A 14,426-nucleotide genomic window follows, 5' to 3' on the forward strand; every position below is an offset into this window, starting at 1 on the left:
TTCACGGTAACGGAAAAGTCCTTTAAAGGAGAATTGTTAAAAGGAGCCTCTACCTTTTTCCAAGAAAAAAGAGCTGATTTTGGCTTGTTCTGGAATAAGAAAAATGGCTTTTTGATTGATGGAAATCAACTGTTGATAGTGCTAGATGCAGAAAATGAATTTGAACTAAATGAACAGTTTTATTGCTTATTAAATGACCAAGAAGAAACAAAGCATAAAGCAAATCAGGGGAAGGTATTTTCTAAGTCCAATGTCTCAGTCGCTATTGTTGGCGATACGTATATGGGTGAATGGTATGCCGCTCATCGAAAACGATTGGGACGCTGGGATCCAATCATAGATGAAGGGTATGACTATTCTTTTCGAGAAGTTGAATCGATGATAAACAATGCCGATTTTACGATCGCAAACCTAGAAGCAGTCTTAGTAAATGATCCTTCAGATTCTCCGTTAAAAAGAATAAAGAAATTTGTATTGGGAGGAGATAAAGAAGAGACAACAGCTGTATTGAAAAGACAGGGCATTGATTTAGTCACCTTAGCTACGAACCACATTGGCGATTTTGGGCAAGCGGGTGTTCAACAAACGGTTCAATCCTTGAAGGAAAAAAAGATCGCCTATATTGGCTCGGGTGAAACGGTTGAAGAAGCGAGTCAACCTTTCCGCTTGAAAACAAGGTCGCAGGAAGTCTTTATCTTTAATGCCTATTGGTACAAACGGTATCAATATCGCAGTACGAATACTTATGCTATTGGTGAAAATTTGGGTGCAGCGTGCATCTCTACTCACTTTTGCGAGAAAATCAAAGCCTTCAAAGCTGAGCATCCAAATGCCAAAATCGTTGTTATTGCCCATTGGGGAGTTGATTTCCGACCAATTCTTAACTATCAGAGAGCTAATGCGAAGCGTTTGGCTGATGCAGGAGCTGATTTGATTCTCGGACATGGTCCCCATGCCCTTCAGGCTGTGGGAAAGATTGATGCAACAGATATCTTTTATAGCCTTGGGAATTTTGTGTTTAACAGTGATGGTGAATACAAGGCACATCCGAAAGCTCTGCCTTATGGAGGCATTGTAACCTTGAACTTCAAAGGGAAATCCTTATATGCCGCCATGAAATTCATTGAAACCAATAATTTAAAAACTCAGTGGATTCCTAAAGAAGTCACCAGTGAGGAGTTCCAAGAAATCGTTCAGGCATTTGAGAAAGAGAAATTCCAAGAAAATGGCTGGGAAGTCAATGAATCAGAAAAAGAAATCACAAAGAAACTTTGGTAGGAAGGATTAAGCGGATGGAAACTTGGGCAGTAGTATGTGGTGCAGTTCGCGAAGAATTAGATCTTCGTTTAGCGATGAATAAGCTATTGGAATTACGGGAATCAGGAATCCTTGCAGGGATTATTATTAGTACTTGGGAGCAGGAATTTAATCGTTTTCCAGAATTACGAGCGCAATTAGAGCAAAATGAGGTAATAATCATTGAACAGCGACCATTAGAATCGCGAGTAACGATTGGTAGAACCAATTCGATTAATTATATGCGGCAGGCGCTGCAGTTTCAAGCAGCGTTAGATATTCTTCCTGAGGATTGCTTTGTTCTTAAAGCGAGAACGGATCGGTCGTTGCATCAAATTCTTCAGATTGAGCCGCATTTATTTGAAGAGCCGCAAAAGGTTGGCTTCTCAGCGGGAATGGTGCAACGATCCATGCCTCATATTTTTGAGTACAAGGTAACGGTTTTTAACGCCAGAATCCAACGAATCTTCAACTTTAGTGATTTTGTCTTTTGGGGGTATATAGGAGATGTTCGAAAGTTTATCAATTTCAATATTGCGGAAATGACCTTTAACCGTGATTTAGTTGCGAATACTCAATGGTTTCTTTATCCCTTTTCTGAGAATTTTCCGGTTATTCGAGATTATTTTAGAATGATTAACTTTCGCCCTTTAATTAATGGGATGAAAGAGTACTTTGAAGGGGAAGACTACGAAGAAACTTTTCCAGCGTTCTTCTATCGGGTATATGGTAGTTATCTGTTGATTCTTTCCTATTATTTTGAACTAGTGGATATGCGAAGAGATTTAGAATCGACTACCTATAAGTTCAAAGATGGGTTAGAGAATACGACCTACCATTTTTTGGAGTTGTTTAAAGGAGCAAAAGAAAAAGGTCTCGTACATTCCTCTTTAGGCTGTGTTTTACTGAACAATAAAGTGATCGAACAGGTGTTGAATCCGGTGGCTTGTACTGGAAATAGTTCGGATGAAATCTTTCATCAATTTGTACAACAAGAGACGCTGTTTCAAACGATTCAGGAAAATGAATATGAAGAATTAGCTGACTTTGAAAAGAAAAAGGGTTGGGGAATCCAACGTCATTGGTTAAGAAGAAACAATTGGCACGGTAAGCTAGAACAACAAATGCCGGACTACGACGAGAATGTATTGACGTATGTGTTCAATGGCTTAACCAAAAAGGAAAGCCAGCAACTGTTGGAAGAATTGAAAATGGTCGATCGAACAGATTTCTATTTGTATAGCTATTGGCTGAGTGTTGAAAAGCTCGGCTGGGAAGCGGTGGAACAAATGGTGATTCCACTTGCCCGAACGCAAAATCAAGAAGCGGTTTTAATGGTTTGTCGTGTACTGCGTGGGAACAAGATAAAGGATGCCAAAGTGATCGAGAGTCTTAGGCACCTGATTCGAGTAACCTATGGTGTAAGAAAACAGCGTGGCACGCTTAATATTAAAACCTGTCAGTTGATGATTGATTTACTCATGTATGAGCAACCAACAGAGGATAAACCTGGCTTTTACAGGAATACGGAGCTTTCTTTCATTTTGACTAACTATCTTGAAAAAGAGGAAGCTGAACGTATAAGAAAAGAAGCATTTACTAAAGCAGAGTTGGTGGCTTTTTTATATGAACTTTCCGATAGTTATCGAAAGAAAGGGCGCGGAACTCGAGCCTTAAGGTTATTGGAGTTAGCTACTGAATTGGACTTTGACAAAGAAGCGATGGAAAAAATGCTGCAGAGATATGTTAGTCGAAAGGCTGATAAAAACGCACTGCTAACCAGAAAGACACTAACATTGTTTTCGTAAATCTGAACCACATAGGACTAAAACGAGAGGGGAGTACGATTCTTTCATTTTTGAAATAATCGGATAAAATGCATGAAACAAATGGAAAAACTGTTATTTCAGCCAGCTAGACTAACCTTTACCCAAGAGAAAATAACCAGCAGAAGACCCAGTGGGACGAGGCTTTCACCTTGGGGAACGATTCATTTATTAACTTATTTAGTTATTTTGATTGATATAGAATCTGGTAAGCTTTCGCCTAATCAAGAAATTCGTTTTCCTGCAGAGGCTGAAAAAGAATATGGCGCGTTGCGTTCTACTCAAGGACGGATAGGTGAAGTACGTTTATTGCGAGATGTACTGAATCAAGCAGTGTCATTAAATGCACCAGACTGTATTGTGGCATTGTTTGAAGTTTATGGTGGAGAAAAGGGGCTTTTGCGCAGAATTAATCGTTATTGGAATGTCTCGAATTATTCCCGACAGATTCCAACCGGAAGAAAGAAAGACCCACAACGAAGCAATCTGTATGATTATTATAAAATTGGCAGCTATTTTTTGGATTTAAAAGAAGAAACGTTATCTCTTCTTGCAAATAAGGATCATGAGATTAACGGGAAAGTATACAAAGCTCAGTCTTCCTTCGACGGGAAGGGAGAGATTATTGCTAGTATTTTCTGGGGCACGAATCAAAGTGATTGTTTGATTTTTTACAAAAAAGAGGATCTAGTAACTTGTTCCTTGGTAATTAATGGGGAAAATGTAACGCATACTTCTGAGCTAGCCTTGAATCCATCGAATGAATTGGTTGAATCAGAGGTGAAGGTAAAGGATACAGGTACGTTTAAGGAATGTCTGGAGGCTAATTTCGAAGGGTACTTTTTAAATGAAGCGATCGCTGAAAATATTATTATAGATCATACCGTCTGCGATCAAAGCTCGATTGTGCGAGACAATTGGAAAAATGTCGCCTTCATTGCTTTTTCAGCAGAAAGCTACAAGGCGATGCTTTCAAAGAGCAAACGTGGCTTTCATGGCAATGAGTTGATTTCTAAATATAAGATCGAAGAAAATATCTCGGTGATTATTACTGACGAACCGATCCCGCACCTGAAGGATAAGATTCTGCAATTTATTGTCCCAAACAGCTTTACCTTCGCTTATGAATATGCTGCTTATCAAATGGAAACTTATCAAGGAAAATTTTGTGCGATTACAGGAAGTGCTGGGAAATCCTCTACGCGATTGATGCTGGCTCATTTACTCAGTGAAGCAGGAAAATCCTTTGGTAATTTTGGCAATGCCAATCTGCATTATTCTACCTTTAGTTTGTCCTTGGAAATTAGTAATCAATATGACTTTATACTCTTTGAAGCAGCTGTAGGAGCAATGAATCGCTTAGGATATGGCAATAATGCTTATATGTGGCAGTTGGATGTGGCTATCGTCAGCTCATTTGGCAGTGCCCATGCCATCAGTGGGATTGAAGGAAACTTGCGAGTGAAGAAACACCTTTTTCATGGGGTGAAAGAGAACGGTTATGTAGTACTCAATAAAGATATTGAAGCGCCTTATTTGGAAGTCTTCGTCCAAAAAGCCGAGTCTTTAAGCTTGAATATTTTATACAGCAGCTTGACGGATACAACCGCTGATTGCTATTTATTGGAAAAGAACGTATTGAAAGATAAAACAGAGGTCCGAGTGGCTTTTCGCGGAAGAGAAATCAGCTTCGCTTTATCAACGGATAGTGACGGCCAAATTCAAAATGCCATGAATTCTTTGTTGGCTATGGATGTGATGGGCCACAAGGTGGAAGATCACCTGCATTTATTTGAAACCTACCAGAGCTTTGAGCGAATACTGCGACCACTTGAATTAACCTTTGACTCCAATAAGGTAACGGTGATTGATGATACCCACAATAGCTCCGTTGAATCAATGATCAATGGCATTGAATTTTTTGCGGATAAAAAAACTTTTTATAAAGGAAAGAAATTATTGGTGTTGGGGGAGATTGCGGACTTAGGAAATGACGCCATCATGCATCACCAGCGACTCATTCCTTACATTAACAAAGCCCAACCAGATCATGTCATTCTATATGGCGAACCGTTCAAAGAATTATCTTTAGAGGTTGAGCAGGTAACGATATGCGAGACCAAAGAAGAGGCGGCTCAAAAGGTGATCGAAGAAAGCACGGAGGATTCGCTGGTCTTTGTCAAAGGCTCGCACGGTATTGGGTTCCACGATGTCATTGAAGTGTTAAAGAAACAAGCGGAAGGCAGTCAGGAGGTCAAGAATGGTTAATCAGGAGTGGACAGAAACAGAAAATATAGTTCCAAATTTGTTGAAAAATTCTTGGTGGACCGCGGGTATCCAGGAGTGGGAAGCAAGCTATGGAGAGGTAGAACTGACAGAAGATGGTTCTGGATTCATGAATCTATCGATGGATAGCTCGACCTCTTGTCAAGTAAATCAGCGAGTAGCTTTAAAACCCAAACATCGCTATTTCGTCATGTTCGATGTAAAGGTTACGCGCTACGTAAAGGGCTTGTTTGGGGTTCATTTCAATGGGAAATTCGAGGCAGGCAGTCCTTCAATGGGGCTGAGACGATTATCCAATGGCTACGAAACCATTACCGGTGTGTTGAAAACACCTGAAGCGTGGCGTCCGCAGTTAGTTTTTGCCGGAAGTATTCATCGTGCAGACGGAGCAGGAACGATTCGCCGTCTATCCCTGTTTGATTTAACTGAATTATATGGTGAAGGAAACGAACCGGAAGCCGATGAGTTTTACCAACTGCTGCCTAATAGACAGGACGAAAGTGGCTTGCATTTGTCCGTCCGAGAATCTTTTTCGACGTTAAGCTGTCAGCTGTACAAGCACCACTTCCAGAGTCCGGTCACAGATGAAGAAGCTTCAGCTATTTTTTTAGCAGAAATGCGAAAGAAAACACAGCTTTTAGGAATGGATAATACCACGTTAAAGAACATCAATGGTTTCTATGCGAAAGGACAGCTGACCACCTCAAGAGATTTGATAAAACTGGGACTACATGCGACTGGCTATGGAAATCTGCTTTCTATTTGGGGAAAGCAAGAACATACGGCAGCGATCTACGGCAGGAATGTACGGAAGGTCTCTCTCAAGTCAGCGATGACTGACGAAGCAGAAACTTCTTATACGATCCTAGGTGGAAAATTTGATGGTGTAGGGAATAAGACTCTTAATTCCCTAGCATTGTTAGCTGATAAGGAAGGCGAATTATATCTAGCTTCTGTAATGGGCGCATCCAGCGAGAAGGGACTGGCTGATCGTCATGAAGCGATAAAAGAATTGATCGACGCGGCGAAAAAGAAAAAAAAGACAGCCGCTTTACAATCTCCAGAAGGGTTCAAAGCAAAATCCGGGAGTATTCTTTTAATGCCTAAAGGGAATCCTCACTATTACACGTGTTCGCCACCCAAGTGCACGTATAGTGTTCATGAGACGGAACCTATTCCACCTGCTTCGCTAACTAAATTGATCAATGCCTTGGTGGTTTTGGATCATGTACAGAATTTGTATGAAACCTTTGAAGTTACGTCGTTTGATCTCTTGGGAGAAAGTGGTCCGAAGCTGGGTGAAGGAGATATCCTCAGTCACTTAGACGCGCTCCACTTTTTACTCTTGTCCAGTTCAAATACGGCTGCGAAGGCATTTTCTAGAGTTGTTGGACATAAAATTGTCCAATCGAGAGGGCGGATCACTCTCTAAACGAAATGATAAACACACAAACGCTTTTTAGATGAAGGAGCACGAGCAGCTAATGAGTTCAAGGTGTAACAAAATGCCGATGTTTAGACCAACCAACTTAACATTTACGAAAAACCAACTAACTAGCAAAAGGATAGACGGAAACCGTTGTGCTATTTTTGGGACCATGCATTTACTCTTGTATTATCAGATTTTAACGGATCTTCAAAACGAGGTTCTATCCCCAGAGCAGACGCTTCGTTTTTCTTCTGAAGCGGCTAAGGAATACGGAGCGATGCGTTCAACCAAGGGACAAGCGGGAGAAGTTCGATTGGTAACGGATGTGCTGAATCAAGCAATTTCTTTTAATGCACCAGATTGTATCGTAGCATTGTTTGAAGTGTATGGCGGTTGGGAAAACACGCAAAGAAAACTGAACCAGCTGGCAAGAACCTTAGGGATATCCAATCATTCAAGGGTTTCTCCCACTGGCAGGAAAGAAACAATTCAACTCAGTAATGTCTACGATTATTATAAAATTGGCGTGGCTTTTTTGAGTTTGGAGCGGAGAATGCATGCTTACGTGAAAAACAGAAGGCATACAATTCATGGGATTAGGTATGAGCCGCAAGGCGTGAACGAGGGAGAATGCATTGTTTCCAGTATTTATTGGGGGACAGACAGAAATAACTGCTTGCTCTTTTTAGATAAGGGTGAGGAGCTGGAAGGTTCATTAGTAATCAATGGGGAGACTCAGCAGAAAACCACTCAGCTGGCTCTAGGAATGGCTGAGGTAAAAGCTTATGAACCGCTGTTGGAAGCTAGCCAAGCAGCGTCATATGTAGACTGGCTGACCCAACGATTTGATGGGTATTTTCTAAATGAACAAATAGCCGCTGGGCTAGAGGTCGAGCATGTTTCGATGGATGAAAGCTATATTCGAAACAGTCATTGGGAGAAAGTCGCATTCATCGCTTTATCGGCTTCAAACTTTCGCTCGTTGGTTCCCAGTTCGAAGCGAACCTTTCATATGAATGAACAAGTGAAAAAGTCTCCACTGCTTGAGGCCATGTCTGTGATTATTACCGATAAACCGATCGAAGAATTAAAGGAGAAAATCCCTCAATACATTGTTCCTGACAGTCTGCTTTTTGCCTATCAGTATGCTTCTTATATGTCTGAAGCTTATCAAGGGAAATTTATCCCGATTACCGGCAGTGCCGGCAAGTCCTCCACTCGGTTGATGTTAAGTCATTTGTTAGAAAATACGGGGAAGATATTCGAGAATTATGGGAATGTGAATCTACATTATCCCACATTCGGATTGAGCTTAGAGATTAATTCTACCTATGACTTTGCTTTGTTTGAAGCAGCTGGGGCCACGATGAATGCTTTGTCTTATGGTAATAATGCCTATATTTGGCAAGCAAAGGTAGCGATCATTACCTCCTTTGGAACCGCTCATGCAGCTGATGGTATTGACCGTAATCTATTCGTGAAGAAGCAGCTTTTCTTTGGCGTGAAGGAAGGCGGATATGCCGTAATCAATGGAGATATCGAAGAAAACTATTTAACTCCTATCCTAGATATGGCAAAATCGCTCAATTTGACGATTCTTTTGTACAGCTTGAAACAGGAAAACGTGGCTTGCTTTGTTGAGGAAAAGAACGTTCTAAAAGACCGAACAGAGATCAGGCTTTCTTTAATGAACAAAGAAATCAGCTTTTCACTCAAGACGGATAGTGATGGGCAGATTCAAAATGCGATGGCGGCTTTGTTGGCGATAGAATGTCTTGGCTACCCAGCAGAGAAATATGCCGAAAAACTTTTTAATTTCCAAAGCTTTGATCGGATATTAAGACCGCTTGAACTCAAACTGGAGAATAAAAAGGTGACTGTGGTGGATGATACCCATAACAGTTCAATTGAGTCTGCCATTAACGGTATTCACTATTTTACAAAGAAGAAGCAGTTTTACAGTGGCACCTCACTGCTGGTACTAGGAGAAACAGCTGGATTAGGGGCTCAAACACAGGAGCAGCATCGACGACTAGAACCAGCGATCAATGCGTCTTCAGCGGACAAAATTATTTTTTATGGCGAGCCCTTCAAAGGCTTGGAAATTAAGAATGATCAGGTTGTACAATGTGAGACAAAAGATCAGGTGGTTCAGGAGATTAAGCAAGCGTTGACAGAAGATTCCTATGTGTTTGTCAAAGGCTCCCATGGTATCGGTTTTTACGAAGTGATCGATCAGCTGAAGCAAGAGGCTAATTTTATAAAAAAAGAGGAGTGTGAGTAGGTGGAGAATTTGGAAGGTCCACTAGATAATCAACAGACGAGTTCGGCCGTTTACGATTCGAACACGATTCCCAATCAGTTAAACAATTCATGGTGGACCAGTGGATTAGACAATTGGTCTGTCAATGCTGGTCAAGTCGCTATTGAAGAGGATGAACAGGGTTATCTTAATTTAACAATGGATACAACGACGTCCTCTCAAATCAAGCAAGTCGTATATTTGAAACCCAATCATTGTTACTTTGTAATGTTTGATGTTCAGGTTACACGGTATGTTAAAGGACTATTTGGCATACATTTTAATGGTAGGTTCACTTCAGGGAATTCAGATATGGGGCTGCGACGTCTGTCAAAAGGATATGAAACAATCACTGGTGTTTTAAAGACACCAAAAACTTGGGCTCACCCACAATTACTCTTCGTCGGAAGTATCCATGGAGCTGATGGTTCGGGAAGTATTCGACGGTTATCCTTGTTTGATTTGACTGATTTGTATGGTCAAAACAATGAACCGAATGCCAGTGAATTTTATCAAATAGTACCCCAGTCCTTAGATGAACAAGGGGGGCATCTATCTTTGAGAGAAGTCTTTACTAAGATAACGAAACGGATAGAAGAACCTTTGGCAACAGACGAAGAGGCACGGCAAGTGTTTTTAGATGAAATGCGGAAGAAAACCCAGATCTTGGGTATGGAGAATACGCAGCTAAAAAACGTAAATGGCTTCCATTTGAACGGCCATTTGTCTACTTCAAGAGACTTATTGAAGCTGTTGTTGCACGCAACGGGCTATAAAAAGTTATTAGCTATTTGGGGAAAGAAGGAACATAAAGCTTTTGTTCAAGGGAAAAAACCTCGAGAGATAGAAGTCACTGCGACGGTTCAAGACGAAGAATTGGAAAAGACCTATACGCTTTTAGGTGGAAAATCGGGGGCGCTTGCGACTAACGTTTTAAATTCGGTTGCATTGGTAGGAGATAAAAATGGGCGGATCTATTTAGCCGCTGTAATGGGGGCATCTGGGAAGACAGGTAAGACCGATCGTTACGAGGCAATGAAGTTGTTAGTAGATACAGCAAAACAGCGGGAAATAAATCCCGAGTACCAACCGACCAAACCTTATAAAGCCCGAGCTGGAAGTGTCATCGCTTTTCCAATGGGTGACCCGCATTTTTATACGTATTCTCCACCGAAATCATTATATAGTGTCAATGAAACGGAAAGTATTCCTCCTGCTTCGGTGACAAAATTGATCAATGCATTAGTTGTTCTTGATAATATCCACAACTTGCATGAGACTTTTGAAATCAAGCAAAGTGATATTTTGGGAGGCAGTGGTCCAGTCCTTTACGAGGGAGACATCATCAGCTTTTGGGATGCGTTTCACTTTTTATTTCTGCCAAGTGCCAATACTATTGCAAAGGCATTTTCTAGAGTGATCGGACATAAAATTATCCAAGCAAGAGGATATATTGAATAAAATATTGTATAGGAATAGGAGATAAGTGGGTATGAAGGTTGTTGTTTTAGCGGGTGGAAAGAGCAATGAACGTGAGGTTTCAATGACTTCAGGAAGTAAAATTGCCAATGCATTAATTTCAAGAGGCCATCAAGTCCTACTGATGGATTTATTGGAAGGTCTCTCAGATTGTGCGGATTTTGATACAGCTTATGAAAAATATCAGACGGATCACTATGACTATCAGGTTTCTAAGAAAGTTCCCAATTTTGAAGATTGTCCAAATAAAGAAATCGGAGATCATGTCTTAGAAATCTGCGGAGGTGCCGATATTACGTTCTTCGCTCTACATGGTGGTATTGGCGAAAACGGGAAGCTTCAGGCAATTTTTGATATCTATGGAATCAAGTATACTGGATCAGACTATCAAAGCAGTCTTTTGGCAATGGATAAACTAATTGCAAAAGAATTAATGCGATTCCATGAGATTCCGACGGCAGATTGGTCGGTGGTGTATGATGCAGAAAAGACTGATTCTATTCAGCTTCCAGCTGTAGTAAAACCCATTGATAGTGGTTCTAGCATTGGAGTTTCAATCGTTGAAGATGAACAAGCATTAAAAACAGCGATTGAAGAAGCAATCAAGTATTCGAATAATTCCAAGATTCTAATTGAAGAGAAAATTGTTGGACGAGAATTTTCAGTGGGTGTGTTAGGGGAACAAGTCCTGCCAGCTATTGAATTAATTCCTAAATCTGGGTTTTATGATTATCAAAATAAATATCAAAAAGGGCTGACAGAAGAAATTGTACCTGCAAAGATAGAGGATTATTTAGCAGAACAAATGGGACAATTGGCTTTGAAGACCCATAAAATGTTGGACTTATCTGTATGTTCCAGAACGGACTTCATTATTGATAAGTACAACAATTTGTTTGTAATTGAAGTCAATTCATTGCCAGGTATGACGCCAAACAGCTTGCTTCCACAAGAGGCGGAGGCGGTGGGCATCGAGTTTGAAGAATTATGCGAGACGATTGTTCAGGAGTCGCTGAAAAAATATGAGTAGGTAGATTTCGAATCATTGTAACTGTTCAAGTTACAGTAATAGTTAATCTGATTTCTTTTTCGTATATATTGTTTGTCCATCTGATGCAGAAGTATTTATGGTTGTTACTCATGTATTGAATTTGGAGGAGACCAAAATGAAAAAGGTAGGATTGTTGTTAGTTGGTTTATTGGCAATCGGATTATATGCAACGAATCAAGTGGTCGCAGAGAAAGATGAACATAATCAAGCAGCCGAATTTGTAGCAGCTGAAGAAAGTGATGGAGAAGCATCAGCTGAGCTGCAGGAAGGTAAACAGCAGCGAAGTGTCACACAAGCAGCCGATGTTCGTACGATTGATTTTCGGAAATTCCATATTGAAGTCACTGATGGTGCAGCAGATTCTGTTTCAGTACCTATTTCTAATTCAAAATTTACAGTCGGTTACGTTCATGATAACCGCGAAATAACCATTCATGAAGGCCTGACGAACGAAAAAGGTCAGATTCTTAACTTGCCGCCTAAAGATATTCCTTTCGGAGCAACGGCATTAAGAATACGTTTTACTTTAGGGAATGATAGTCGAGGCTATGTTCAAAATTACGACAAGAAACCCTATCGCTTCGTCTTTACTTTAGGCTTTAATGCGGCTAGTACAACCAATATTATCAATTTTACGAATACTAAAACTAGGTTTGGTAATACAGATGAAGAATCGTGGTTCTATAATTTCCAAGCATCGAGAATTAATCATTATTTCGATGAAGCCGTTCAAGAATACAGTCATGCGGTAGCGTTGGCGAATGAATTGCTTCCAGATACAGAACCGTTTGAGGTTGCACCAATCAACATTAATTTTCAGAAGGGGCAATATGTTGATAAAGGTAATGGCTTTAACCGGAATGGACATGATGGCAGTAAAATTGCGGATATTGTAATGGGTGATCGATCAAGTAAAACTTTTTCTACTCAATATTTGATGCATAATGTCATGCATGAGTGGACGCACTGGAATCTGTATCGTTATGCGAATGCACCAGGTGGATCGTATGTTAGTCATTATTCCTACAATGTAAACCCTAAGATTAGTTTCAAAGAAGGGTGGCCACTGATGATTGGAGATTTGTTTGCGCTAAATTATGATATGACAAAAGAAGATATACGTGTTCAGACGGATAAGTATAACGGTGTTAATCGACTTTTCGGAAAGTCCACCAACTATACAGTGAAACAGGTTTTATATGACTTAGTTGACACTGGTTCGAATGATGAAGAATTTAGCCTTTCCCAACGATACTTAGATGGAGAGATGTCAGATTTAGATATTCGTCGATTGAATCTTGGAATGCTTCATACCGTGATGGCTGAATCAAAAACAATTACTCTCCAAGAACTATTAACTGCAATAGAAAAGAAATATGTGCTTACCAAATCGGATAAAGAGAAGTTCGCGAAGTTGCTTGAAATCAATGGCTTATCAAGAGAAGGTGCATTTACGTTAGATAATGATGGAAATCCTTTGACTTCACCGCTTCAGGCAGTTGAGCCGTTAGCGAATGTTGAGGAAGATTGGGATGAGATGGAGTAAGAAGAAGCTACCAATCTTCTTCTTACTAGTTCAAAATTGGGAGAAATTTCAAGTATAAAAATCGATTTTACAAGTGAGTATGAGTGTTAGATTAATTGTAAAAATAAAATGAATGAGGAATGTACGATGCTAAAAGAGTATTTTCATCGCATCAATAACGGATATTTTAAGATGACCAGCAATGATCAATTGATTTCCAGTCAATTTCAGTTCCATTCATCTGGAATGATTTCAGGTTATAATAGTAATTTCAACGAGCATCATTGGGGGATAGAAGGGGATAAGCTCATCATATTTGATAGGAAGAATAACCCTTCCACAATTATCACTAATGTAGTAGTTGAAAACGGAAAGCTGGTAATGACTGGTAACTTTTACAATACTAAGGTTGTACAGAAGTTTGTAGAGCAACCGAACCTTGTTCCCAGAAAATTCCTGAAAACCCTAGTAGCTACAGAAAAGCTACTCGATTATTTCACAGAATCTAGGATTACTTTTGAGCGTTGGACAACAGGAAGACGATTCAAACCAGGGGATCGAATACTTGTGTCAAGTACACTCAATTTGGAGCCATATACTAGTTTTGATGTAGGGAACAAGCTCTGTGATATGGGAAGCTATACGTATTCGACGTCGAGTCTGCCAACTTACAGTAAAATAGGTCGTTACTGCAGCATCGCTCCGAATGTAACTATGATGGGATTTCAACATCCGACTGATCGGTTTACTACTTCGCATATTGTTTACGAAAGACATTATCCAGCGAAAAACGGTTATAAAGATTTAGGTGAACAAGCGAAGTTCAGACCTGCTCCAACAAAGCAAGGACCGCCTTCACTTGTTATTGGACATGATGTTTGGATCGGTGCAGACGTAACGATAAAGCAGGGGGTCAAGATAGGAAATGGGGCAGTGATTGCTTCACATGCTGTTGTAACCAAAGATGTCCCTGACTATGCAATAGTTGGTGGGGTACCAGCTAAGGTAATAAGATATCGATTTGACGAAATAACTATTCAACGATTACAAAAAAGTCAGTGGTGGGATTACAATGTTTTGGCTTTACCACTCTCAGGGAATGCAACACCTGCAGAATTTTTGGCTGCTTTTGAAGCATACAAAGGATTGTTGCCTAAGTTGGGAAATAAAAAGATAACCTTGGATGACTTGTTGAATAACTTAATATGATTTATTAATATTGTTTTACGAGG

Annotated in this window: 9 protein-coding genes; all 9 read left to right on the plus strand. The window is 40.2% G+C overall.

The features are described 5' to 3' along the window. Positions 1-1,278, plus strand: a 1,278-nt coding sequence (locus I588_RS19840; protein ID WP_016250084.1) for a CapA family protein, incomplete at its 5' end; no start/stop codon positions are given. 14 nt (positions 1,279-1,292) lie between these two features. Next, positions 1,293-3,104 (plus strand): hypothetical protein, encoded by a 1,812-nt coding sequence (locus I588_RS19845; protein WP_016250085.1) that lies wholly within the window; start codon positions 1,293-1,295, stop codon positions 3,102-3,104. Between the two features lie 81 nt (positions 3,105-3,185). After that, positions 3,186-5,390 carry a Mur ligase family protein gene (locus I588_RS19850; RefSeq protein ID WP_248628234.1) on the plus strand — a complete coding sequence of 735 codons (2,205 nt, stop codon included), beginning with the start codon at positions 3,186-3,188 and terminating at the stop codon, positions 5,388-5,390. Beyond that, the gene (locus tag I588_RS19855) at positions 5,383-6,840 is read left to right on the plus strand and encodes a D-alanyl-D-alanine carboxypeptidase family protein (protein ID WP_010759105.1); all 1,458 of its coding nucleotides are present in this window, start codon (positions 5,383-5,385) and stop codon (positions 6,838-6,840) included. Before I588_RS19850 ends, I588_RS19855 begins: the two co-directional genes overlap by 8 nt. A gap of 73 nt (positions 6,841-6,913) precedes the next feature. Continuing rightward, entirely contained in the window at positions 6,914-9,121 is a 2,208-nt protein-coding gene (locus I588_RS19860; protein WP_034694316.1) for a Mur ligase family protein, read from the plus strand. Continuing rightward, the gene (locus tag I588_RS19865) at positions 9,122-10,600 is read left to right on the plus strand and encodes a D-alanyl-D-alanine carboxypeptidase family protein (protein WP_010759103.1); all 1,479 of its coding nucleotides are present in this window, start codon (positions 9,122-9,124) and stop codon (positions 10,598-10,600) included. A 31-nt stretch (positions 10,601-10,631) separates the two neighbouring features. Further along, on the plus strand, positions 10,632-11,648 hold the full coding sequence (locus I588_RS19870; protein ID WP_016250087.1) for a D-alanine--D-alanine ligase family protein: 1,017 nt from the start codon (positions 10,632-10,634) through the stop codon (positions 11,646-11,648). Positions 11,649-11,784: 136 nt separating this feature from the next. Then, positions 11,785-13,215 carry a hypothetical protein gene (locus I588_RS19875; RefSeq protein WP_010759100.1) on the plus strand — a complete coding sequence of 477 codons (1,431 nt, stop codon included), beginning with the start codon at positions 11,785-11,787 and terminating at the stop codon, positions 13,213-13,215. A gap of 126 nt (positions 13,216-13,341) precedes the next feature. Beyond that, on the plus strand, positions 13,342-14,403 hold the full coding sequence (locus tag I588_RS28080; protein WP_016250088.1) for a CatB-related O-acetyltransferase: 1,062 nt from the start codon (positions 13,342-13,344) through the stop codon (positions 14,401-14,403). The last annotated feature ends 23 nt before the right edge of the window (positions 14,404-14,426 follow it).

Source organism: Enterococcus pallens ATCC BAA-351 (genome assembly GCF_000407485.1).
Taxonomy (GTDB): domain Bacteria; phylum Bacillota; class Bacilli; order Lactobacillales; family Enterococcaceae; genus Enterococcus_A; species Enterococcus_A pallens.

What these genes read in the sequence shown, in the direction of transcription:
- I588_RS19855 (WP_010759105.1), top strand. Translation starts at nt 5,383, where the DNA reads ATGGTTAATCAGGAGTGGACAGAAACAGAAAATATAGTTCCAAATTTG.
- I588_RS19845 (WP_016250085.1), top strand. Translation starts at nt 1,293, where the DNA reads ATGGAAACTTGGGCAGTAGTATGTGGTGCAGTTCGCGAAGAATTAGAT.
- I588_RS19875 (WP_010759100.1), top strand. Translation starts at nt 11,785, where the DNA reads ATGAAAAAGGTAGGATTGTTGTTAGTTGGTTTATTGGCAATCGGATTA.
- I588_RS19870 (WP_016250087.1), top strand. Translation starts at nt 10,632, where the DNA reads ATGAAGGTTGTTGTTTTAGCGGGTGGAAAGAGCAATGAACGTGAGGTT.
- I588_RS19850 (WP_248628234.1), top strand. Translation starts at nt 3,186, where the DNA reads ATGGAAAAACTGTTATTTCAGCCAGCTAGACTAACCTTTACCCAAGAG.
- I588_RS19860 (WP_034694316.1), top strand. Translation starts at nt 6,914, where the DNA reads ATGCCGATGTTTAGACCAACCAACTTAACATTTACGAAAAACCAACTA.
- I588_RS28080 (WP_016250088.1), top strand. Translation starts at nt 13,342, where the DNA reads ATGCTAAAAGAGTATTTTCATCGCATCAATAACGGATATTTTAAGATG.